This is a genomic window from Actinoplanes sp. NPDC048796 (genome assembly GCF_040650035.1).
Classification (GTDB): Bacteria; Actinomycetota; Actinomycetes; order Mycobacteriales; family Micromonosporaceae; genus Actinoplanes.
Genome location: NZ_JBEZGO010000005.1, coordinates 327,682 through 349,984 on the forward strand (window position 1 = coordinate 327,682; position 22,303 = coordinate 349,984).

General features: G+C 70.5%; 20 protein-coding genes. 13 read left to right on the forward strand and 7 right to left on the reverse strand.

What is annotated here, in order from left to right; translation table 11 throughout:
- Window positions 1–25: 25 nt before the first annotated feature.
- The 4 genes from AB0C26_RS23175 (at window position 26) to AB0C26_RS23190 (ending at window position 4,644) form a co-directional block, all read left to right on the forward strand.
- The gene (locus AB0C26_RS23175) at window positions 26–1,540 is read left to right on the forward strand and encodes an MFS transporter (protein WP_360250937.1); all 1,515 of its coding nucleotides are present in this window, start codon (window positions 26–28) and stop codon (window positions 1,538–1,540) included.
- Window positions 1,473–2,060: a hypothetical protein gene (locus AB0C26_RS23180; protein WP_360250940.1), complete on the forward strand. Its 588-nt coding sequence runs from the start codon at window positions 1,473–1,475 to the stop codon at window positions 2,058–2,060. The genes AB0C26_RS23175 and AB0C26_RS23180 overlap by 68 nt, the downstream gene beginning before the upstream one ends.
- A gap of 267 nt (window positions 2,061–2,327) precedes the next feature.
- Window positions 2,328–2,510 (forward strand): hypothetical protein, encoded by a 183-nt coding sequence (locus tag AB0C26_RS23185; RefSeq protein ID WP_360250943.1) that lies wholly within the window; start codon window positions 2,328–2,330, stop codon window positions 2,508–2,510.
- Window positions 2,511–4,002: 1,492 nt separating this feature from the next.
- Complete coding sequence (locus tag AB0C26_RS23190) at window positions 4,003–4,644, forward strand: hypothetical protein (RefSeq protein ID WP_360250946.1); 642 nt, start codon at window positions 4,003–4,005, stop codon at window positions 4,642–4,644.
- A 42-nt stretch (window positions 4,645–4,686) separates the two neighbouring features.
- On the opposite strand, the gene AB0C26_RS23195 is transcribed toward AB0C26_RS23190, so the two are convergent.
- A complete protein-coding gene (locus AB0C26_RS23195) occupies window positions 4,687–4,893 on the reverse strand; it encodes a hypothetical protein (RefSeq protein WP_360250949.1) in 207 nt (68 codons plus the stop codon).
- A gap of 2 nt (window positions 4,894–4,895) precedes the next feature.
- Complete coding sequence (locus AB0C26_RS23200; protein ID WP_360250952.1) at window positions 4,896–6,230, reverse strand: hypothetical protein; 1,335 nt, start codon at window positions 6,228–6,230, stop codon at window positions 4,896–4,898.
- Between the two features lie 43 nt (window positions 6,231–6,273).
- On the opposite strand from AB0C26_RS23200, the gene AB0C26_RS23205 reads away from it, so the two are divergent.
- The 6 genes from AB0C26_RS23205 to AB0C26_RS23230 all read left to right on the forward strand — a co-directional run bounded on the left by AB0C26_RS23205 (window position 6,274) and on the right by AB0C26_RS23230 (window position 12,327).
- On the forward strand, window positions 6,274–6,804 hold the full coding sequence (locus tag AB0C26_RS23205; protein WP_360250955.1) for a hypothetical protein: 531 nt from the start codon (window positions 6,274–6,276) through the stop codon (window positions 6,802–6,804).
- 5 nt (window positions 6,805–6,809) lie between these two features.
- Window positions 6,810–7,769 carry a D-2-hydroxyacid dehydrogenase family protein gene (locus tag AB0C26_RS23210; RefSeq protein WP_360250958.1) on the forward strand — a complete coding sequence of 320 codons (960 nt, stop codon included), beginning with the start codon at window positions 6,810–6,812 and terminating at the stop codon, window positions 7,767–7,769.
- A gap of 62 nt (window positions 7,770–7,831) precedes the next feature.
- Window positions 7,832–8,710 carry an AraC family transcriptional regulator gene (locus tag AB0C26_RS23215; RefSeq protein ID WP_360250961.1) on the forward strand — a complete coding sequence of 293 codons (879 nt, stop codon included), beginning with the start codon at window positions 7,832–7,834 and terminating at the stop codon, window positions 8,708–8,710.
- Window positions 8,711–8,765: 55 nt separating this feature from the next.
- Window positions 8,766–10,619 (forward strand): maleylacetate reductase and hydroxyquinol 1,2-dioxygenase domain-containing protein, encoded by a 1,854-nt coding sequence (locus tag AB0C26_RS23220; protein ID WP_360250964.1) that lies wholly within the window; start codon window positions 8,766–8,768, stop codon window positions 10,617–10,619.
- A complete protein-coding gene (locus tag AB0C26_RS23225; protein WP_360250967.1) occupies window positions 10,606–11,907 on the forward strand; it encodes an FAD-dependent monooxygenase in 1,302 nt (433 codons plus the stop codon). The genes AB0C26_RS23220 and AB0C26_RS23225 overlap by 14 nt, the downstream gene beginning before the upstream one ends.
- 60 nt (window positions 11,908–11,967) lie before the next feature.
- Window positions 11,968–12,327, forward strand: coding sequence for a hypothetical protein (locus tag AB0C26_RS23230; protein WP_360251647.1), 360 nt, complete (start codon window positions 11,968–11,970; stop codon window positions 12,325–12,327).
- On the opposite strand, the gene AB0C26_RS23235 is transcribed toward AB0C26_RS23230, so the two are convergent.
- Both AB0C26_RS23235 and AB0C26_RS23240 read right to left on the reverse strand, forming a co-directional pair.
- Window positions 12,324–14,744, reverse strand: coding sequence for a LuxR C-terminal-related transcriptional regulator (locus AB0C26_RS23235; RefSeq protein ID WP_360250970.1), 2,421 nt, complete (start codon window positions 14,742–14,744; stop codon window positions 12,324–12,326). The genes AB0C26_RS23230 and AB0C26_RS23235 overlap by 4 nt on opposite strands.
- Before the next feature lie 97 nt (window positions 14,745–14,841).
- The gene (locus AB0C26_RS23240) at window positions 14,842–16,269 is read right to left on the reverse strand and encodes an MFS transporter (RefSeq protein WP_360250973.1); all 1,428 of its coding nucleotides are present in this window, start codon (window positions 16,267–16,269) and stop codon (window positions 14,842–14,844) included.
- Between the two features lie 126 nt (window positions 16,270–16,395).
- On the opposite strand from AB0C26_RS23240, the gene AB0C26_RS23245 reads away from it, so the two are divergent.
- From AB0C26_RS23245 to AB0C26_RS23255, 3 genes are read left to right on the forward strand one after another with little or no spacing between them, the layout of a single operon-like run.
- Window positions 16,396–16,608 carry a bleomycin resistance protein gene (locus tag AB0C26_RS23245; protein WP_360250976.1) on the forward strand — a complete coding sequence of 71 codons (213 nt, stop codon included), beginning with the start codon at window positions 16,396–16,398 and terminating at the stop codon, window positions 16,606–16,608.
- Window positions 16,609–16,639: 31 nt separating this feature from the next.
- The gene (locus AB0C26_RS23250) at window positions 16,640–18,139 is read left to right on the forward strand and encodes a beta-N-acetylhexosaminidase (protein ID WP_360250979.1); all 1,500 of its coding nucleotides are present in this window, start codon (window positions 16,640–16,642) and stop codon (window positions 18,137–18,139) included.
- A gap of 38 nt (window positions 18,140–18,177) precedes the next feature.
- Window positions 18,178–19,023: a helix-turn-helix transcriptional regulator gene (locus AB0C26_RS23255; RefSeq protein ID WP_360250982.1), complete on the forward strand. Its 846-nt coding sequence runs from the start codon at window positions 18,178–18,180 to the stop codon at window positions 19,021–19,023.
- Window position 19,024: 1 nt separating this feature from the next.
- Here AB0C26_RS23255 and AB0C26_RS23260 read toward each other — a convergent pair whose 3' ends face one another.
- Genes AB0C26_RS23260 through AB0C26_RS23270 form a run of 3 tightly spaced genes read right to left on the reverse strand, consistent with a single transcriptional unit; the run spans window position 19,025 to window position 22,230 of the window.
- Window positions 19,025–19,696 carry a hypothetical protein gene (locus AB0C26_RS23260; protein WP_360250985.1) on the reverse strand — a complete coding sequence of 224 codons (672 nt, stop codon included), beginning with the start codon at window positions 19,694–19,696 and terminating at the stop codon, window positions 19,025–19,027.
- 18 nt (window positions 19,697–19,714) lie between these two features.
- On the reverse strand, window positions 19,715–19,981 hold the full coding sequence (locus tag AB0C26_RS23265; RefSeq protein WP_360250988.1) for a hypothetical protein: 267 nt from the start codon (window positions 19,979–19,981) through the stop codon (window positions 19,715–19,717).
- A 29-nt stretch (window positions 19,982–20,010) separates the two neighbouring features.
- Complete coding sequence (locus AB0C26_RS23270; RefSeq protein ID WP_360250991.1) at window positions 20,011–22,230, reverse strand: glycoside hydrolase domain-containing protein; 2,220 nt, start codon at window positions 22,228–22,230, stop codon at window positions 20,011–20,013.
- Between the last annotated feature and the right edge of the window lie 73 nt (window positions 22,231–22,303).

The following is a 22,303-nucleotide window of genomic DNA, read 5'->3' on the forward strand; positions in this document are numbered from 1 at the left end:
CCGCCCCGGGCACTAGTTTTCGAACATGTTCCGAAAGTCGCTCACCCTGACGGCCGTGGCCGTCGTGCAGTTCATGGTGTCGCTTGATCTCTCGGTCGTAAATGTCGGTCTTCCGGCAATCCGTGACGGCCTCGGCTTCGGCGCCACCGGGCTCACCTGGGTCATCCACGCCTACGCGCTCGCCTTCGGCGGGCTCCTCCTGCTCGGCGGCAAGGCCGCCGACCGCTTCGGCCGGCGGCGGGTCCTGCTGGCCGGCCTGACGCTGTTCGCCGTCGCCTCACTGGCCGGCGGCTTCGCCCAGTCGCCGGGTCACCTCGTCGCCGCCCGGTTCGCCCAGGGCATCGGCGCCGCCGCGCTGGCGCCGGCCGCTTTGGCCCTGCTCACGGCCACCTTCCCCACCGGCCGGCCACGCGTGCGGGCCTTCGGTGTCTGGGCCGCGACCAACGCGGCCGGCGGCGCTCTCGGCGTCCTCATCGGCGGCGTGCTCACCCAGTGGGCCGGCTGGCGCTGGGTGATGTTCGTCAGCGTTCCCATGTCGCTGGTCGCCCTGGTCCTGACCTGGCGCGGTGTCGCCCCCGACGACCCGGTCGCCCCGCGCGGGCGCCCCGACGTGGCCGGCGCCGCGCTGGGCACCACAGGCATGACCGTGCTGGTGTACGCGATAGTCCGGCAGTCGTGGCTCTGGACCCTGCCGGCCCTGCTCCTGCTGGCGGCGTTCGTGCTGGTCGAGCGCCGGACCACCAGGGATCCGCTGATCCGGCTGGGCCTGTTCACCAACCGGTCGGTGGCCGGCGCCAACGCGTACAACCTGCTGGTCGGCGCGGCGATGGCCGCGGCCTTCTACTTCGCCTCGCTCTACCTGCAGGGCGTGCTCGGCGTCGGACCGGCCCTGACCGGCGTGATGTTCCTGCCGTTCGCCCTCGGCGTGGTGGCCGGCTCGGTGCTGGCCGTGCGCCTGGGCTACCGCTTCCCGCCCCGCGTCCTGCTCGTCCTGGGCGGCCTGCTCACCGCCGCCGGCTTCGCCTGGTTCTCCGGGATCAACCCCGACGGCGCCTTCGCCACCGACATCCTCGGCCCGTCCCTCGTGGCCAGCCTCGGGTTCGGCCTCTGCCTGGCCCCGATCGTCTCGCTCGCCACCGCCGGCGTGGTCCCGCACGAGTCGGGCATGGCGTCCGGCCTGCTGAGCAGCTCCCGCCAGATAGGAGCGTCGCTGGGCCTGGCCGTCCTCGGCACGGCAGCCGCCCACCACACCACCACTACCGGCTCCCTCACCGCCGGCTACGCGTTCGGCCTGACCTTGTGCGCGGCCCTGCTGCTCGCGGCCACGCTCATCGCCCTGACGGTCCTGCCCCGCGCGACAACACCCCGCCCGCGAGACGCGCCACCCGGTATGCTCCCCGGCCGTGCCGATCGAGTCGCCCAGCCGCCTGAACCGGCGGCGGGATCTGCCGGGCTGGCTGATCACACCGGCGGTGACCGTTCTGCTGGCACCGGCGCCGGCCCTGAGCATCGGCGTGCTGGTGGCGCGGGACGCGACTGACTATCCGGCGCTGTGCGGCACCACCTTCGCCGAGAACGGCTGCTCGGAAACCATTCTGGCGATGGTCGCCCGGCACGCCCGGCTGTTCGCGGTGGGCTGGCTACTGCTCTGGGCCCTGCCGTGGTGGCGAGGCCTGCGTCCGTACCGGATCTGGTGGGCCGTCGCGGTCACGGCCGTGCTGGTGGCCGCTCCGTTGCGCCTGGCGGATTGGCCCCGGCTGTACAGCGGTTTCCAAGTCGACCAGCTGTTCACCGACGGCTCGTCCCTGGCCGAGCGCGAAGACCGGGCCGACGCCGCCTTCTCGCTGATCACCGTACTGATGGTCGCGCTGCCCGCCCTGCTGTTCTTCGTGTTCCTGCTGACCGACCGCCGCCCGCGCGCGCTGACCAGCGGAGCCCTGGCGATCGTGCTCCTGATCCCGAGCATCGTCATCCTCAAGCACACGTACCACCCGGCCCAGCGCGCCCGCCCTTGCGTCACCGACACCAACACAGACGCCAACATCTGCGCCGGCGACTGAGCCGCGCCTTTGGTTCCAAAGCCGAACCGGCTCCACAATGACTCGACCAAGGCGGACCTCGCCAGTTGTATCCATGAGCTCGGGCGGAAGCCGGTCGCCGGCCCGAGTTGAGGCAGGCGCCGATCTCAAGGGCGGCCCCCGTCCCGAGCGCCGGTGCTCCTGGTGAACATTGACGGCGTCTTCACCCGCTCCATTGCCGATCGTTAGTGCCCGTATCTGGTGCTGGCCCGGTTGAACGAGCCCACCAAGCAGCCGCGGGGTGAGCGCATGGCCACGGTGGCGGCACTGGCCACTTCTGCCGCCTATCAATCGATCACGGATCGACGGCTGAGCAAGGCGCCAAGCCAGCGTGATGCCCACACGATGCGGCGTCAGTTCGCCCTAGCGCTCGGCATCATGGAACTACTGGCAGTTGCCTTGAGCTCCGCCATCCAGTCCCGGGACGCGTGACAGCTGGCGGCGCGCGGCTCGCAGCTCGGCGGCGCGCGGCTCGCAGCTCGGCGGCGCGCGGCTCGCAGCTCGGCGGCGCGCGGCTCACGGCTCGGCGGCGCGCGGGTGGCGGCTCGGCGGCGCGCGGGTGGCGGCTCGGCGGCGCGCGGGTGGCGGCTCGCGGGTGGCGGCTCACGGCTCGGCGGCGCGCGGCTCGCGGCTCGGCGGCTCACGGCTCGGCGGGCTCACGGCTCGCGGGTGGCGGCTCGGCGGCGCGCGGGTGGCGGCTCGGCGGCGCGCGGGTGGCGGCTCGGTGGCGCGCGGGTGGCGGCTCGGTGGCGCGCGGCTCACGGCTCACGGCTGGCGGCTGGCGGCTGGCGGCTGGCGGCACATACGACAGGCGGCAGGTGAGCGTGCTTCTCGCTGACTCCCGGATCCTTCTTTGCGCCCCATTCTTATTGGCATGATCCTTTCTTTGTTTTCGATCTCCGGGGTGCGGGATAATGGTTTATGACGCAGTTGGGGGTCTTTTCCAGGTCGGAGATCGCGGCGATGCGTGACTGGTCCGGGGTGCCGAGCCATTCGCCGGACATGGCCGATTTCCGGCGTGATTGTGAGGAGCGGCGACGGTGGGGACTCAAACGGCGTCATGCGTTGAAGCTGTGCCGATTGCATGGCTGTTCGCGGCTGTGCGGCGAGTTGGGGCTACATGATTCGGTCGAGCGGATACCGCCGCTGCTCTGGGATGACGAGGTCACGTGTACGCGGCGGCCCGTTGACCCGGCGAAAGCCGCTGCTCACCCGGAGGGTGCGCCCGCCTGCCGCGCGCGGGAGCCGGTTGAGGAATCGGCAGCACGAACCGCGGAGGTGGCCCAGCCCGCGACGGCGATGAAGCCGGAACCGACAGTCAAGGCCAAGACGATAGTGCGGCCCGAAAACCACATTTACGATGAGGCGGCGACCCAGGCGAAGGTCACCACACGGGGCGAATTCGCCGGGCGATATGGAACGCCGCGTTGCGCCGTGAATATCGGCCACAGGAGGCGGTCGGAAGATCGGGTATTCACCGCTCAGCCACGCCTCAGGAAGATGGTGGCATCACGGAATCACTGGCGATACCTGAAACCGTGCGCAGGGGCGGTGCGAAAGCATTTGAGAATGCGCCACGGCTCTCAGCCCCGACCTGATCGAACGGCATCGTGTGAGCCGGTTGAGGGGCGTCTCTGTTGCGGCCGGCTGGGTTTCGTTAGGGCCGCGCCACAACTCGGGTGCCGGGTCTTCGTGGGCAAAAGCGTGCCAGGATGCCACACCTGTCGCCGCTTCCCACGATGTGGTCAGTTGCTGGCGATTTTATGTCGGGCATGTCGGACTTGGTCGCCGGCAGCACTGCCGGTGGCCTCCGCTCAAGTCGCTGACCTGCTAGAACGCTATTTTCTTGTTAGGCGCCTCACCTTTGGGCGGGATTTTCGCGGCGATTGATGGGCTGGCTTCGTGCCGCCTACGGTCGAGCGCCGTGGAACCCGAACCGACATCTCGCGAACGTGCCGCCGCCCGCCTGCTGGAGCAATATCAGAGTGCTGGCAACGGCTTCGACGGCATTCACCAGATGCTGCTGCCTCACCTGCGGGAGAACCGGCACGCCGAACCGCGGCCGAAAGACACCGCCGCGCTGGCTGCGGCCGTCTACCGGCTGGGTTATCTCGACTATGCGCGCCCGCACATCAGCTGGCCGAACTTCGTCGTCGACGCGTCGGTGCTGGCCTCGCATGCCCGCCTGGACAGTCTCACCGTGGGCGCCGCCCTGGTCGAAGCCGTCGCCGACGACACGTGTCAGGTCATCGCGTCCCCGCAGGCTTACCTGCACGTCGCCCCCGGGCTCACCGGCGAGCAGGACCAGCGCCTGTACCGGTTTCTGCGGCATCTCGAGCCGGCCACGGAAACCCGGGAGAAGCCGGAAGACTCACGCCCGGCGATCGAGGTGCCTCCGCTGACGTTCCGGCACACCGACATCATCGCCCGCCTCAAGACCGGGGAACGCCCGGACATCGTGCACACCGCTCTCCTGGCGCTGCACCACCGCTGCGTCATCGGAACCTTCGACCCGGCCGCCTACCATCGCCTCGGCTATCTGCGAACCCTCGACTTGAACGCTTGAACGCTTTGCGGAAGCACTGCGGAAACAGGTAGCGGCCGGAGCTCACTCGACCGCGACAATCGCGATACGTCGCCTCACGGCAAGCCGCTCCGCCGGCTGACCCCAGGGAGACCGCGCGTCCTTGACCACGAGGATCGCGGCGCGCCGCCAGGTCCCGGCAAGGTCGAGTTGACGCTCTGGCTCGTCGACGAACCCGATGTCGGCCTTTCCACCCGCCTCGTAGTGGAGAGGGTGCCGGCGGCGGAACATGGTCACGCCTTGCGGACGGCGGCCACGCACTCGCGGTTCACCTGGGACCACGGCTTCTGCAAGGAGGAGATGGCGGCGCCCTCCAAGCCGATGCCCTGCTGGACCGCCTGCTGGAAGAACGCCAGGGCGGCCTTCTGGCCGTACTTCGCGATCAGGTAGTGCAAGGCGTAGTAGCCGACGGCGTAGCGGCCGCCGGCGTCGTCGTTTGACGCGTCGTCGGGTGGGTGGGGCACCGCCACCGTCGTGAGGTTGTGGGAGCGCAGATAGCGGTGCAGGTCCTGCCGCTCCTGGGCGGTCCCCTGGGGGTTGCCGGCCAGGGCCACGTGGTCGGCCATGCCCTCGACCAGCCACCACACATCGTTCTTGCCGTAGTAACTGTCGTTGCGCAGCGTCGACACGTGGGCCAGTTCGTGCCGCAGCAGCTCGTCGGAGTAGCCGGGGGTCATCTCGCTGGCCAGCACCTCCGTCTCGATGCGGTCGCGTCCGGTCGGCACGGCCCAGCCGGCCACCCAGGAGCCGGGGTTGCCACGGTACCAGCGCTTCCAGGACGCCGCGTCGGCCAGGAAGACCCGGTAGCGGTCCACCCGCCCCTCCCCCACCGTGTAGCGGTCGGCGACCGCGGCGGCGGCCTCGGCCCGGCGGCTCAGGTCGGCCAGCCGGCTCCGGTAGGCGAGCGGCACCGCCACCAGGGTGCGCCGGCCGGCCCGCGCGACCAGCTCGGTCGTCTCCCACGGGCGGGAGAAGGTGTGGCTGCCGCCGGTGCAGTCGAAGCAGGTGGTCGCCTCGTCGTAGACGTGGTAGCCGGCGAGCCGCAGGCCCTGCGGGGTGATCCGCCACATGCTGTCGAAGTACGCGTAGTCGGCCGCGCACTCCTTCTCGACCAGGCAGTGGTCCACCAGCGTTTCGACGCGCCAGTCACCGCCCGCTTCGGCCGGCGGCCACGGGTTGCCGCCCACCGACTGCTCGAAGCGGGTGACGTGCAAGGAGCGCAGGCTGCGGTAGCGGCGCCCCAGTTCGGCTTTGGCGCCCGGCAGGGCGTCGGCCGTGAACCCGGCGAAGTCGCCGGCGAGCAGCGCGGCCGACTGCCTTTTCATGGCGGCCTCCGCCTCCTGGCCGACCCAGGCCTGCCATTGCGACCGGGGTGCCGACGCGGCCGGCCGCTTCAGCTTCACCGGCTCCACTGTCACCACCGGGCTGGGCGAGGCCGGCGCGGCCGCGACCGGCGCCGGCGTGGCCGGCCAGGCCGTCACGGCCACCCCGGCGGCCGCCGCCAGCACCACGGCGAGCCCGCCGGCGATCCACCAAACGCGCCGTCGACGGGCTTTCGTATCGATCACGGCGCGAATCTTAACTACATGATCTTTTTGCTACTCTCCCGCGGTGCCGAAGAAGATCATCACTGCCGTGGCGCTCTGCGGCGTCGCCGCCGTCGCCGGGGTCGGGTGGCCGATCGTGTCGGCCCGCGACACCGTACTCTCCACTCCCGACACGGTCGGCCCGCTGCGCCTGGACCTCTCCGACGACGGCCGGTCCACCGCCGAGAACCTGCGGACCGTCCTGTCCGACGGCATCACCGTGAAGACAGCGGTCGGCGCGGTCTACCTGGACGGCACCGGCAAGAACGTACGCTTCCTCGGCGGCACCAAGTCGATGTGGGCGCCCGGAAGCGTTCTGGACTCCGCCTTCGGGCTGCTCGCCGACAAGGCGCACACCGAGGCGACGGATCTGCACACCGTGGACGCCGGCCCGCTCGGCGGCACCATGAAATGCGGAACCGCGGCCGCTGACACCGTCTGCGGCTGGGCCGACCACGGAAGCCTCGCGCTGGCCGTGTTCACCGGCCGCGCCGAGTCCGATTCCGCCCAGCTTCTGCGCCGGCTCCGAGAAGCCGCCGAATCGGACGTACGGTGATGACCATGAGGATTGTCGTGTTGGACGACTATCAGCGGGTCGCTCGGGAGTACGGGCCGTTCGACACCCTGGAGGCCGAGGTCGAGGTGCTGCACGAGCATCTCGCCGACGAGGACGAGCTGGCCGACGCGCTGCGCGGCGCGGACGTCGTGGTGGTCATGCGCGAGCGGACGGCGTTTCCGGCGTCGCTGTTCGGCAAGCTGCCCGGCCTGCGGCTGCTGGTCACCACGGGCATGGCCAACGCCGCCATCGACCTCGCGGCGGCGGCTGAGCGCGGGGTCACGGTCTGCGGCACCCAGATGTACGGGTCCACCAAGAGCTCCAACACTGCGGAGCTGACCTGGGCGCTCATCCTGGCGGTCCGCCGGCACGTCGTGGTCGAGGACCGGGCGCTGCGCGACGGGCGCTGGCAGACGACGGTGGGCACCGACCTGGCCGGCAGCACCCTCGGCGTGCTGGGCCTGGGCCGGCTGGGACGGCAGATCGCCCGGATCGGGCAGGCCTTCGACATGCGGGTGATCGCCTGGAGTCAGAACCTGACGCCGGAACGCGCCGAGGAGGCCGGTGTCACCTATGCCGGCAAGGACCAGCTTTTCGCCGAGAGTGACGTGCTGACGGTGCACCTCAAGCTCAGCGACCGCACCAAAGGCCTGGTCGGCGCGGCCGAACTGAGCGCCATGAAGCCGACCTCCATCCTGGTCAACACGTCGCGCGGGCCGATCGTCGACGAGGGCGCGCTGGTCGCCGCGCTCACGGCGCGGACCATCGCCGGGGCCGGGCTGGACGTCTACGACGAGGAGCCGCTGCCGCTGGGCAACCCGCTGCGGGGCGCGCCGAACACGGTCCTGCTGCCGCATCTGGGCTACGTGACCGAGGCCGGCCTGCGGACCATGTACGAACAGGTGGTCGAGGACATCGCGGGCTGGCAGCGTGGTGAGGCCGTAAGGATCATTTCTTCCGATTAAGGGCGGTGGCGGGGCGGTTGGACGGGTTGATTTGATCATTGCTTTGGGGCTATGACGGGGCGATGGCGGAGATGACGGTGGCCGACACGAATGGCATCCTCCGCCAGTCGTGGGTTCATCCGGAGCGCACCAGCCGGGGCCTCGGGTGGGAGCAACTGTACGTCTCCACCCAGCGCGAGCAGCCCTATCAGGCCTCGTTCGGCGGCGCCGGCAGCCATCTGGTCATCCTGCACCTGAACGGTCCGGTCACCGTGCGCCGCGGGCACCTCGGGCTCACCCGCGGGCGTACGGTGCCGCCGGGCGGCCTGTTCGTGCACCCGGCCGGCAAGGAGCTCACCGTCGAGCTGGGCGGGCAGCTCGACACCGTGCACGCCTACCTGACCGACGACATGCTCCGGGCGGCCCACGACGGCGACCCGGTCGAGCTGGCCGAGGAGCTGGGCAGCCTCGACCCGCTGGTCGAGCAGCTGCTGCTGACCCTCGACGGCGTGCTGCGCGCGTGGGAGCCGTCGGCGCGCACCTACGTCGACCATCTCGGGCAGGCGCTCGCCGCGCAATTGGCACGGCGTCACAGCGTACGGCCGAAGCCCGCGGCCGAGACGCGGCGCCCGGCCCGCGCCGGTCTGCCGGACCGGCAGGTTCGCGCCGTACGCGATCTGATCGAGCAGCGGCTGGGCGAGCCGCTGCCGCTGTCCGACCTGGCGGCCGTGGCCGGGTTGAGCGTGAGCCAGTTCGCCCGGCAGTTCAAGGCGCGGACCGGCCTGTCGCCGCACCAGTTCGTCATCCAGCGCCGGGTCGACGCCGCCACCTCGCTGCTGCGCCGCACGGCCATGCCGATCGCCGAGGTCGCCCAGCGCTGCGGTTTCTCCCATCAGGAACATCTGACCAGGGTGCTGCGGGCCCACCTGGGGGTTACCCCGGCCGCGCTGCGCCGCGGCTGAATCGTGCAGCGGTTTTGTGCAGGATCGGCGCGCTCGGCGGGCTGACACTGGGCGCGTGGAGTCGTTCGAGTACACCGCGCACCATCCCCGGGTCGTCTTCGGGGCGGGGACGCTGAGCCGGCTGCCGGCGGAGATCGCGCGGGCCGGCGGGTCACGTCCGCTGCTGCTCAGCAGGCGCGGGCCGGTGGCCGGCGTCGACGCCGTGTTCGACGGGGTGGCCATGCACACGCCGGTCGAGGTCACCGAGCGCGCGCTGGAGGTGGTGCGCGAGCGGGGCGCCGACTGCCTGGTGGCGCTCGGCGGCGGATCGAGCACGGGGCTCGGCAAGGCTCTCGTGGCGCGCACCGGGCTGCCGCTGATCGCGGTTCCCACCACGTACGCCGGGTCGGAGATGACGCCGATCCTCGGTGAGACCGACGGCGGGGTGAAGACCACACGCCGCGACCCGGCGCTCCTGCCGGCAACGGTGATCTACGACGTGGAGCTGACCCGGACCCTGCCGGCCGGGCTGTCGGTGACCAGCGGGCTGAACGCGATGGCGCACGCGGTCGAGGCGCTGTACTCGCCGCAGGCCAACCCGGCGATCGACAGTTTCGCCCTGGACGCGATCGGGCGGCTCGCGCGGGCGCTGCCCCGCATCGCCGACCGGCCGGACGATCTCGACGCCCGCGCCGACGCGCTGACCGGCGCCTGGCTGGCCGGGATCTGCCTCGGCACCGTCGGGATGGGGTTGCACCACAAGCTCTGCCACGTGCTGGGCGGCTCGTTCGGCCTGCCCCACTCGGAGACGCACGCCGTCGTGCTGCCGCACGTGATGGCCTACAACGCGCCCACGGCGATGGCGCGTATCGCCGCCGCGCTCGGCGTCTCCGACGCCCCGGCCGGGGTCTTCGATCTGGCGGCCCGCCTCGGCGCGCCCACCTCGCTGGCCGAACTCGGCCTTCCCGAGACCGCGCTGAGGACAGCGGCGGTGGCGGCCACCGAGACGCCGTACCCGAACCCGCGAGCCGTGACGGCGGACGGCGTCGAGCGCCTGCTGTCCGACGCGTGGCACGGCCATCGCCCGGCCACGGCCGCCGGCGATCTGAGCCGGCTCACCGCGCAGGTGGTCGCCAGCTTCGCCGGCGCGCCCGACCAGCGGCTGGCCGCGCTGCTCGGTGACCTGGTGACGCGCCTGCACGGCTTCGTGGCCGACAACGACCTCACCGAGGCCGAGTGGACGGCCGCCATCGGGTTCCTCACCGAGACCGGGCAGCTCTGCTCGCCCACCCGGCAGGAGTTCGTGCTGCTGAGCGACACGCTCGGCATCTCCAGCGCGGTCGATCTGCTGAGCAATTCGCGCTCCCCCGACACCACACCGTCGGCCGTGCTCGGCCCCTTCTACGTCGAGGGGCCGCCGGTCAAGGAGCACGGTGCCGACCTCGCCGAGGGCCTGCCCGGCACGCCGCTGCGGGCCGACGTGCGCGTCACCGACGTCGACGGGCGGCCGGTGGCGGGCGCGACCGTCGACGTCTGGCAGTCCAATCAGGACGGCTACTACGACGTCCAGCTGCCCGACCTGGAAGGCCCGGTGCTGCGGGCCCGGCTGCGCACCGACGGCGACGGCCGCCTGTGGTTCCGGTCGATCCTGCCCTCGGAATACCCGATCCCCGACGACGGACCGGTCGGGCGGATGTTGCGGGCCACCGGGCGCCATCCGTACCGGGCGCCGCACCTGCACTTCATGATCAGCGCGCCCGGTCATCGCCGGCTCGTCACCCAGCTCTTCGTCGCCGGCGGACCGTACCTCGACTCGGACGCGGTCTTCGGCGTCAAGGACGACCTGATCATCGACTTCCCGAGCGACGAGGACGGCACCCGCCGCGTCGCCTTCACCTTCCGATTGGGGCCCGACAGTGCTGGAGACTGACGTTCTCATCGTGGGCAGCGGCCCGGCCGGCGGCGCCGCCGCGCTGCTGCTGAGCACGTACGGCGTACCCAATGTGGTCGTCACCAAATACGCCGCCCTGTCCGACACGCCGCGGGCGCACATCACCAATCAGCGGACCATGGAGGTGCTGCGCGACGCCGGGATCGAGGACCAGGTGATCGCCCAGGCCACCCCGCAGCACCTGATGGGCGACACCACGTTCTGCACCAGCCTGGCCGGCGAGGAGCTGGGCCGGCTGCACACCTGGTACACCCACCCGTCGCGGCTGGCCGACCACCTGCTCGCCTCGCCGTCGAGCATCTGCGACATGCCGCAGCATCTGATGGAACCGGTGCTGGCGTCGAACGCGATCGCGCGGGGCACGTCGTTCCGCTTCCAGACCGAATACCTGTCGCTCGAACAGGACGAAGACGGGGTCACCGCGACCGTGCGGGACCGGCTGCGCGGCGACGAATACCAGATCCGTGCGAAGTATCTGATCGGCGCCGACGGCGGCCGCAGCAAGGTGGCCGAGGACATCGGCCTGCCGATGGTGGGCCGGATGGGCGTGGCCGGCAGCATCAACATCGTCTTCGAGGCCGACCTCACGAAGTACACCGCCTACCGGCCGAGCACCCTGTACTGGGTGCTGCAGACCGGATCGGACGTCGGCGGCATCGGCATGGGGCTGGTCCGCTGCGTGCGCCCCTGGCACGAATGGCTCATCGTCTGGGGCTACGACATCGACGGCGAGCCGCCGGACCTCACCGAGGAGTACGCCCGGCGGATCGCCCACCACCTCATCGGCGACGACACCGTGCCGGTCACCATCAAGTCGTCCTCGGCCTGGACGGTCAATCACCTGTACGCCGAGACGTACCACCGCGGCCGCGTCTTCTGCATGGGCGACGCCGTGCACCGGCATCCCCCGTCGAACGGCCTCGGTTCCAACACGTCCATTCAGGACGCGTACAACCTGGCCTGGAAGGTGAAGTTGGTTCTGGACGGCACGGCGGGCCCGTCGCTGCTCGACACCTACTCGGCCGAGCGGGCCCCGATCGGCCGGCAGATCGTCGACCGGGCCAACCGCAGCATCGGCGAGACCGCCCGCGTCTTCGAGGCGCTGGGCCTGCTGTCGACGGACGATCCGGCCCAGCTGCGGGCCAACATGGACGCCCGCAAACTTCCCACGCCGGAGGCGGAGAAGCAGCGGCGGGCGCTCCGCGAGGCCATCGAGTTCAAGAACTACGAGTTCAACACCCACGGCGTCGAGCTGAATCAGAGGTAAGTCTCGTCGGCCGTCACGCCGGACGGGACACCACCCCCGGCGAACCCGCGCGACGACGAGCTGTACCACCACGCGACCACCTGGCCCGGCGCGAAGGTGCCCCACGCCTGGGTGACCCGCGGCGCCGAGCGGCTGTCCACACTGGATCTGGGCGGCCGGGGCCGCTTCACGCTGCTCACCGGAATCGGCGGCGAGGCCTGGGTTGCCGCCGCTTCGGCGCACGGCATCACCGCCGTCACCATCGGCCCCGGCGCCGACTACGAGGACCCCTACGGCGACTGGGCCCGCCTGCGCGAGATCGGCGACAGCGGCTGCGTGCTGCTGCGCCCCGACAACCATGTCTGCTTCCGCAGCGCCACCGTCACCGACGACCCGTCCGCCACCTTGCGCGCCGCCCTCGACAAGGTGCTGGGACTTTAGAGCAGGCCGCGGTCGCGGGCGATGAGGACGGCCTCGCGGCGGCGGCGGGCGCCCAGTTTGCGGTAAATGGCTCGTAAGTGGACCTTGACGGTGTTGGCGGAGATGGAGAGGCTGTCGGCGATCTCGTTGACCGTCAGCAGGGTCGGCAGGAAGTGCAGGACCTCCACCTCGCGGTTGCTCAGCGGTTCGGCCAGTGGCGGTAGCGGCCCGGCGCGGGCCGGGGCGGCCTCGGGGGTGAGGCGGCTGCGCCGCAGCAGGGCCGTCGCCGCACGGCCCGGAAAACGATGGAACGGCCAGGTGATCCGGTCGCGGGCGGCCAGCTCGTCGGCGCGGCGGATCGCTCTCAGCGCCTCGGGCTCCGCGCCCCGGTCCTCGGCCACCAGGGCGATCCCGATCCACGCGATGATGGCCGTGAGCGGGTCACTGCCCCCGGTGGCCCGGCGGAACAGCTCGTCCGCCCGGTCCCTCTCGCCGGTGACCAGCAGGGCGCGGGCCAGCGAGGCGCGTTCCGCGGCGAGGAGCCTCGGCTCGCCCATCGCGGCGTACCGGGCCAGAACCAGCTCCGGGTCGCCGAGCTCGAGGTCGACCTCCGACTCGGTGAGGTTCAGCCACCGGCGCAGCAACGGGGCGTCGAGCGTTTCCGGCCAGTCGTGGCGGGCCTGCCGGATCACTTCGCGGGCCGCCTCCGGCTGGCCGCGGATCAGCAGCAGGTGGGTCCGGGCCACGCCGGTCATCGTCACCAGCGCCGCCTCGTGCGGGTAGGGCTCCCAGTGCTGCGCCTGCCGCAGCAATTCCTCGGCGGTGTCGACGTCGTTGCGCTCCACCGCCACGAACGCCTCGACCAGGAAGGCCAGGGACGCCTGCGGGGTGGTCTCCACGTGGTGCCGCTCGGCGAGGTGGCGCGACTGTTCGGCGTACTCCCAAGCGTCCTGCCGAGACCCGGTGACCAGGGCCAGCGCGCCCAGGTGCCCGAGCATGTTGATTTCGACGAGCGGCACCCCGTTGGCGCGGGCCACGCTCAGACCGGCCCACAGGTAGCGTTCGGCGGCGTCGGCCCGGCCGGCCCAGAACAGCCCGATGCCCTTGTTGGCGATCGCGAGGGCGCGGTACTGATGGGCCGCGGGCATGTCTTCCAGCCGTACGGTCGCGAGCTCACGCAGGATGCGCGTGGTCTGCGCGACGAGTGCCGGCATCTCGCCCCGGACCCGCCTGACCAGGATCGCCTCCAGCAGCCGGACCGCGGTCCCGGCCATCAGCCGGTCCGCCTCGGTGCGGCCCTCGAGCAGGCGGCCGGCCCGGGCCAGTTGCGCGGGCACGGCCGCGTAGTCGCCTTCGGAGAACAGGCGCAGCGCCCCGCACACGGCGAGTTCGGCCTCGTCGCGGGTGAGGACTGGCCACGGAACCCGCTGGAGCATCGCGAACAGCCGGTTGCGGTCGCCCGACACGATGAACGGCGCCGCGGCCCCGACAACCAGCCGGCCGAGCTCGGTCCAGTCCTCGGCGGCGAGCGCGTGGTCCAGGGCCTCTCGCGGCTCGTGGACGGTGTACCACCGCATGGCCCGGGTGTGCAGCGACCGGACCTGGCCCGGCTCGTCCCGCCGGAGACGGCGCAGCAGAGTGGCCCGCAGCCGGGGGTGCAGATGGAACAGGTCGGAGTCGCCCGGATCAGCCGTCACGAACGCGTCGGCGGCGGCCAGCCCGGACAGGATCCGCCCGGCCCCGGGCTCGCCGGACAGCTCGGCCGCGAGGCCGGACGGCACCGAGCTCAGGATGCTGACGCGCAGCAGCAGTCGCCGGGTGCACTCGCACAGCCCGGACAGCACCTCACTGTCCAGATAGTCACCGGCCGCGGCGTCGTCCAGCCGCAGCCCGGCCGCCCAGCCCAGGGAGTCCGGGTCCGGCGCCGGCAGGCCGGCCGCGGCGGCCAGCTCGGCCGCCTCGGCCTCGGTGAACGCCAGCGCGCCGGCGTCGATCACGGTCAGCTCGCCCGCCGCCTGCCAGCGGTGGGTGGGCAGGGCCGGTTCGCCGCGACCGGCCAGCACCATCCGGACGCGAGGGGACCAGTCGTGCAGCAGGGTCTCCAGCTCGGCCAGGGCATCGGCGTCGACGAGCCGCTGATGCTCGTCGAGCACCAGCACCAGCGGACCGGCCGGCGCCGCGCCGAGCATGCTGGTCAGCTCGGCGCGGAGCACGGCGGCGTCGTTGTGCCGGTCATGGAGGGTGAGCCAGCGGACCGGTTCGGCGCGGCCGAGGGCCCAGCTCGTGATCAGCACGGTCTTGCCCCAGCCGGCTCCGGCCCGGACCAGCGTCACCGCCCCGTGGACGCCGGCGTCGAGTTCGGCGTGCAGCCGCTCGCGCCGGACCAGAACGCGGGGCAGCGCGGGCGCCGCCCGGTGAACCTCGCCATGGTGGGGCATGTGATGACGTCACCCCCCCTAGCTGATCATCACCTCTTTCCCGCAGGTGAGAGCCAGTTGACCATGCATGGCACCCGATGGCAACGGCCGTGCCCGTTCAGGCCGCCGTCAACGGGGTGGCGATGTCCTCCAGGCTCTTGCGCTCGGCCTTGACGCCCAGGAAGGCCTCGACCACGCCGCCGGCGATCATGACGGCGGCGCCGATGACGAAAGCGATCACCGTGTCGCCGACCTGGCCGGTGCCGACCAGGTTGGAGAAGAGCAGCGGGCCGGTGATGCCGCCGACGGCGGTGCCGACCGCGTAGAAGAACGCGATGGCCAGGGCGCGGGTCTCCATCGGGAAGATCTCACTGACGGTGAGGTACGCCGAGGAGGCGCCGGCCGAGGCGAAGAACAGCACCACACACCAGCAGGCGGTCATCGTCACCGCGTTCAGCACGCCCGCGCTGAACAGCCACGCCGTACCCAGAAGAAGAACCCCCGACAGGACGTACGTGCCGGTGATCATGATTTTGCGGCCGACCGAGTCGAAGAGCGAGGCCAGCAGCAGCGGGCCGAGCAGATTGCCGACCGCGATGACGGCGAAGTAGTAGCCCGTACTGCCCGACGGCACGTCGAAGAAGGTCTGCAGGATCTGCGCGTAGCCGAAGGTGATCGCGTTGTAGAGGAACGCCTGGCCGATGAACAGGGCCAAGCCCAGGCCGGCCCGCTTCGGGTACTTGGTGATCAGGGTCTTGGCGATGGTGCCGAACCCGATGGTCTTGCGGGTGTGGATCTCGATGCTCTTGTCGACGGGGTCGAGCGTGACGTGGTCCTCGCGTTCCACGGTCTTCTCGACGTCGGCGACCAGGGCCTCGGCCTCCTCGCCGCGGCCGTGGATGAACAGCCATCGTGGACTCTCCGGCACGTGCCGGCGTACGAGAAGAACCACCAGGCCCAGGACGACGCCCAGGCCGAACGCCGCCCGCCAGCCCCAGCTGACCGGCAGCTGGGTGAGGATCGGCACGGTGAGCAGGGCGCCGAACGCGGCGCCGGCCCAGTACGTGCCGTTGATGATCAGGTCGATGCGGCCGCGGTACCTGGCCGGGATCAGCTCGTCGATGGCCGAGTTGATCGCCGCGTACTCGCCGCCGATGCCGGCCCCGGTGACGAAGCGGAACAGGAAGAACCACCACGGGTCGAACGACAGGGCGGTCATCGCCGTGCCGAACAGGTAGACGGCCAGGGTGACCATGAACAGCTTCTTGCGGCCGAACCGGTCGGTCAGCCAGCCGAAGAACAGGGCGCCGCAACAGGCGCCCAGCACGTAGATCGCCGCGCCGAGGCCGGTGACCTGACTCTGGGTGATGTCGAGGCCGCTGCCGGACTCGGACAGCCGGCCCGACAGGTTACCGACGATCGTCACCTCGAGGCCGTCGAGCACCCACACCGTGCCGAGCCCGATAACGATCATCCAGTGCCAGCGCGCCCAGGGCAGCCGGTCGAGCCGGGCCGGGACATCGGTGCGAATGGTTCCGGAGGACATGATCCCGGGCTACCCAAAGCTCAGACGTTTTAGACCTCCCCCGGGGATCGGACCAGGGTCTCCACGGGTTCGGCCCGGCACCCTGGTGCGCGATGCTGGCCGTACCGAAAACCTGAGGAGACGACTGTGAGCAACAGTGACGTGGCGGCCCTGGCCGACCTGCTGCACGAGACCGCCGAGCACCACGGCGCCTTCGAGGCGGTGGCCCCGCCGCACGACTGGTGGGACTGGTACGCGGCCTACCTGAACGCCCGCCAGAACGGCAGCACCCCGGACGAGGCGGTCGCCGCCGGCAACCGCTACATGGCCGAGATCAAGAACGTCGTCATCCCGTCCTGACCTCTGATCGAACTGCGTCTATCGTCTAGGAATGCGCATCGTTGCCGCCCTGCTGGCGCTCGCCCTGCCGCTGACCGCGGCCCCGGCGGTGCCCGCCGCCGAGGCCCCGGCCATCGCTCTGAGCAGTGTCGTTCCGGCGCCGCTCGAGGTACGCCAGCAGGGGGCGACGTTCCGGCTCACCGACCGCACGGTCATCGAGGCGCCGCGTTCGGCCCGAAATGTCGCGAATCGGCTGGCCGAGGCGCTGCGGCCGGCCACCGGCTACCGGCTGCCCGTGGTCGAGCGGGCCCGAACCAACAAGATCTCCCTGCGTACGGACGAAAGCCCCGGTTATCGCCTGACCGTCACCAAGAGCGCGATCACCATCGGCGCTCGGGACAACGCCGGCCTGTTCGACGGCGTGCAGACCCTGCGGCAGCTCCTGCCGCCCGCGATCGACGCCGCCACGCCGCAACGGGCCGCGTGGGTGGTCGCCGGCGGCGAGATCGCCGACCGGCCGCGGTACGCCTACCGCGGGGCGATGCTCGACCTGGCCCGCCACTTCCACACCCCGGACGAGGTCAAGCGCTACATCGACGAGATCAGCCGATTCAAAATCAACTATCTGCATCTGCATCTCTCCGACGATCAGGGCTGGCGCGTCCAGATCGACTCGTGGCCGCGGCTGACCGCGGTCGGCGGCGCCCCGGGCACCGGCGTCGACGGGACCGGCGGCGGATTCCTGACCAAGGCCGACTACCGCGACCTCGTGCGGTACGCCGCCGACCGGTACGTGACGATCATTCCCGAGATCGACATGCCCGGGCACGTCAACGCCGCACAGGTCGCCTACCCGGAACTGACCTGCGACGGCGTCGCACCGCCGCCGCGCACCGACACCGCGGTCGGCTACAGCTCGCTGTGCATCGGCCAGGAGACCACCTACCGGTTCGTCGAGGACGTCATCCGCGAGCTGGCCGCTCTCACCCCCGGCCCCTACCTGCACATCGGCGGCGACGAGGCGCACGCCACCACCGAGGCCGACTACCTCGCCTTCCAGCAGCGGGTGCTACCGCTGGTCGCGAAATACGGCAAAACCCCGTACGGCTGGAATGAGATCGACCAGGCGCCCGCCGCGAAAGACGCCGTCCTTCAGTACTGGAACCAGAAGCCCACCTTCACCCCGGTCCACGCCTCGAAGGTGGTCCTCTCCCCCGCCAACCGCGCCTACCTCGACATGAAGTACGACCCGTCGACCCGGCTCGGGCTGAACTGGGCCGGCTACATCGAGGTGCGGACGGCGTACGACTGGGACCCCACCACCTACGTGCCCGAACGCGCGGTACTCGGCGTCGAGGCCCCGCTCTGGTCCGAGACCCTGCGCGACCTCGACGACATCGAGTTCATGGCCTTCCCCCGCCTGGCCGCGATCGCCGAGATCGGCTGGTCGCCACGCAAGGACTGGGAGTCGTTCCGCACCCGGATCCACGCCTACTATCCCCGCTGGGAAAACAGGGGCGTCAACTTCTACCGGTCACCCCAGGTGGGCTGACCACCGCAGGCGGGCGGGTGGCGACGTAGCGTCGGGGTATGGACCACCGGAGTGAGATCAAGGACTTCCTCACCACGCGGCGTGCGCGGATCACGCCCGCGCAGGCGGGGCTGCCCGCCTATGGGACCGGCCGGCGGGTGCCGGGGCTGCGCCGGGAGGAAGCGGCGATGCTCGCCGGGGTCAGCGTCGACTACTACACGCGGCTGGAACGCGGCAATCTCTCCGGGGTGTCCGAGAGCGTCCTCGAGTCACTGGCGCGGGCCTTCCGCCTGGACGAGGCCGAGCGGGAGCACCTGTACGACCTCGCCCGGCAGGCCAATCGCAGTGCCCGGGCGCCTCGGCGCCGCACCACGCGGCAGTTGCGCCCCGGCGTTCAGCAGCTCCTGGACGCCATGACCGGGGCTCCCGCGTACGTCCGTAACGGCCGCCTGGACGTCCTCGGCGCGAACCATCTGGCCCGGGCCGTGTTCGCCCCGGTGTTCGAGGGGCCGCCCAATCTGGCCCGCTTCATCTACCTCGATCCGGCCGCCCGGGATTTCTACCGGGACTGGGAGCAGGTGGCCGAGGATGTCGTGGCCCTGCTGCGCGGCGAGGCCGGCCGTAACCCGTACGACAAGGGCCTGACCGATCTCATCGGCGAACTCTCCACCCGCAGCGACCGATTCCGCACCTGGTGGGCCGCCCACGACGTGCGCCAGCACCGCACCGGCGTGAAACGCCTGCGGCATCCCCTGGTCGGCGACCTCGACCTCGCGTACGAGTCGATGCAATTGACCGCCGACCAGGGGCTGCAGCTGAACGCCTACAGCGCCGAACCGAACTCCCCGCACCAGGACGCCCTCAACCTGATCGCCAGCTGGGCCGTCACCGGCGCGCGGGCGTGAGTCAGCGCGTCCGCTGGGCGCGGGCCAGCGCGTCGGCCCGGCTGCGCCGGGGCTTGGCCAGGAAGTCCACGCTCACGCCGGCGCCCGCGCCGGGCTTCCGCTCGAAGCCGCGGAACCGGTCGGCCAGCGTCCGCACCCGCTTGTGGCGGGGACCCAGCGCGATGTAGAACAGCGACTCGTCCACCTGGTCGTCGTCGCCGCCCCACCGGACCACACCTTCGCAGTCGGCGAGGATGTCGCGCAGCACCAGCTCCTGCAGCGGGAAGAACCCGCCCTTGGCGCGGGAGCCGGGGCGGATGCGGACCGCGCTGCCGGAGGCCAGGTTCGACTCCGGCCGGCCCTTGGCCACCTCGGCGGCCGGCTGCCAGCCGGTCAGGTCGATCGAGGGGATCTGTTCGATCTCGTAGTGGAACCGGCGCACGACGTGCAGCAGGATCGTCTCGGCGTCGCCGATCGACACGGGCACGCTCAGCCCGGTGCCCGACACCGTACGGGTCCACACCTGCGAGTCGACGTCCTTGGTGGCCTGGATCGGCCATCCGTTGGCCGACGTCTCGCGCCGGGGCTTGCTGGGGGCCTGCGCCCGCGCCGCGGCGGTGGGCAGGGCGGCGCCGGCGACCACGGCGGCCGCGCCGGTGCGGAGAACTACCCGCCGGCTGATCCGGAGACTCATCTGTCTCGGTGTTCCTTTCTAGAGAAATGCGATCAAGGCGAGGGAGGGCAGGAAGAAGGCGACGACACAGGCCGGCCAGTACGACCAGGCGGGCACCAGTTCGCGCCGCCACAGCCCCCAGTTGAGAAGGGACCAGATGCCGACGGCGAGCCCGGCGATCGGGAACAGGAGCAGTTTGGACACGAACTCCGGGTCGTTCAGCCAGTGATAAGTCAGGGCGATCGGAACGACGCCGGGAATTCCCAGCACGACATTCAGGCCGACGGCCGTCAACAGTCTCCGCACGTGCCCATCCTTGCCGCCGCCCTCCCGGGTCAAGCAGCCGCCCGGCAGAGCGCGTTGTAGCTCTCCAGCACGCTATACAGGCCGGTCACCTGGCGTCCGTACAGCAGGACGTCCTCGTCCGGCGCGCCGTTGTCCTCGAGGGTGCCGTTGTACCGGGCGATGATCTTCCCGACGTCGGCCATGCTGGTGGTCAGGGTGGGGATCGGAAGGCCGACCTGGTGGGCGTTGTACATCGTCAGGTACGCGACCGACTGGATGTTGTACGCCGGTTCCTGCAGCCGGTCCCAGACGGCCCGCAGGTAGCCGTTGCTCAGCTTCACTCCGTTGATGATCCCCTGGTCGATGCACCAGTTGCGGGACTCGATGGCGACTTTGGCGTAGATCTGTCCGAGACCGGTGCTGCAGTCGTCGACAAGGCCCTTCCGGACCGCGTCGTCGAGAACGGCGTCCTGGAACCACAGATGGCGCAGCTCCCACAGCACCGGCGCCTGGATGAGGGCCTTCCGGATTCGGAGCTTCCGGGCCAGGTTGGTGAACACGACGTCCATGTTCATCAGGGTGTTGAAGGCTTCCGTCGTGGTCACCTGATTGAAGGTGGCCCACTCCTTGTCCTTCCATCCCTCTCCGCCGGTCTCCGGGGTGCCGATCGACTCCTGGTACGCCTGCACGTCCCGCAGCAGGGCCGATCGGTAGGTCTCGTCGAAGTCGACGTCGAGGCCGTTGACGTATTCCGGCGCCGGGGCGAAGTCGTTCTGGCCGATGTCACGCCCGGACGCGATGTTGTTGTCGATCTCGATGGCGCCGCTGCCGGAGCCGATCTTCTTGGTGACGATCTGGTCGTACGCCCAGTTCTTCGGCAGTGGGTAGCCGAGGTTGCCGGAGAATCCGGACGACATGTCGGAGACGAACGAGGTCACGGCGTATCCGGCGTCGGAGACGCGCTGGCACACGTTACGCGGGCCGTAGATGCCGACCTCGTAGTGCGAGCTCTCGCCGATGGCCTCCCAGATGCCTTTGAAGTGCGGAATGATGTACCGCGTGACCTCGGCGTCCAGGGCGTCGTAATCGACGGCGAAGTAGATGATCGTGCCGGCCTTGAAGCCGTGAATCTTGGCCCACTCGATGGCGTTGTACGCGTCGGTGTTCCCCTGCTCGTAACTGAAGTAATCAGTCGACCGCGACCACGTCTGGAAGATCGGGAAGCACCGCAGCCCGTACTCCTTGATGGTGTCGAGCTCACCCGGCTGGATCTGCTTCTCCGGCAGGTCGGTCTTCGAGGGGTTGTAGAGGTACCGGCCGATGTACTTGTATCCGGCGGCCTTCAGCGCCTGCGCCCGGGCCGGGGTGATCTTGGTGACCCCGTCGCACGCCTCGCCGCTGCGGGTCTGGTCGCCGTACGACACCAGAAGTGACGCCCAGGTCGCGAAGTTGCCCGTCCCGGTGACCGGCAGCTTCGAGAACAACTGGAAGAGCTCCACCTCCCCCTTGACGTCGGCCGTGAAATCGCCGAAGGCGACGTTCCGCGCGTTCAGCCGCATGGCCGCGGTGAACAGCCGTGCCCACACGCCGGTGGCGCCGTTCTCGACGGTGTGCTGCTTGAGGCCGCTCTGGGTGCCCGGGCCGAAGACGCCGTTCGCGGTGCCGTCGGCCATGCCCAGCTCGTACTGGATCGCGAAGAGCATCGAGGTGGCCACGTCGCGCGAGTGGTGGCCGTCGCACGGGATGATGTAGAAGTCGCGGCGGCCGGCGTACCGGCCGTTCATCCATTGCTGGATGCTGCGGATGGTGTCCGAGCCGTTGTTGACGGTGACGTACGCGTCCATGTTGAACAGCGCCTTGACCACCTTGGGCTCCAGGTCACCGCCCGGGAAAGCACCGGCGACGCCCATGTCCTGCTTCAGCGAGGCCACCGACGCCTGGACCCGGGCGCTGTAGATGCCGTCGATCCCGCCGCCGTCGTAGCCCTTGCAGTACAGGGCGGACTGCAGGATGCAGCCGAAGGCCCAGGACGGCACGGTGGACGCGTTCAGCTTCGGATACTTCGACTGGAGGGTCGACAGTGTGGTCGGCCCGAACGTGTTCGACAGGGAGGTGATGCCCATTTCGTACTGCAGGGCCCGGGTCAGGGCGTACATCGTGGTCCAGCCGGTCTGGCCGTCCTCCGGAACCTTCGAGATGCCCAGCTTCGCGCCGTTGGCATACGTCTGGTTGATGAACTGCTGGGCCCGAAGGACCATCTCGTCAGACATCGAGCATCTTTCTGCGAGGGAAACGCGGTTCTTAGCGTTGACGATCTTACATATTTCGATCAGATCCAGGGGA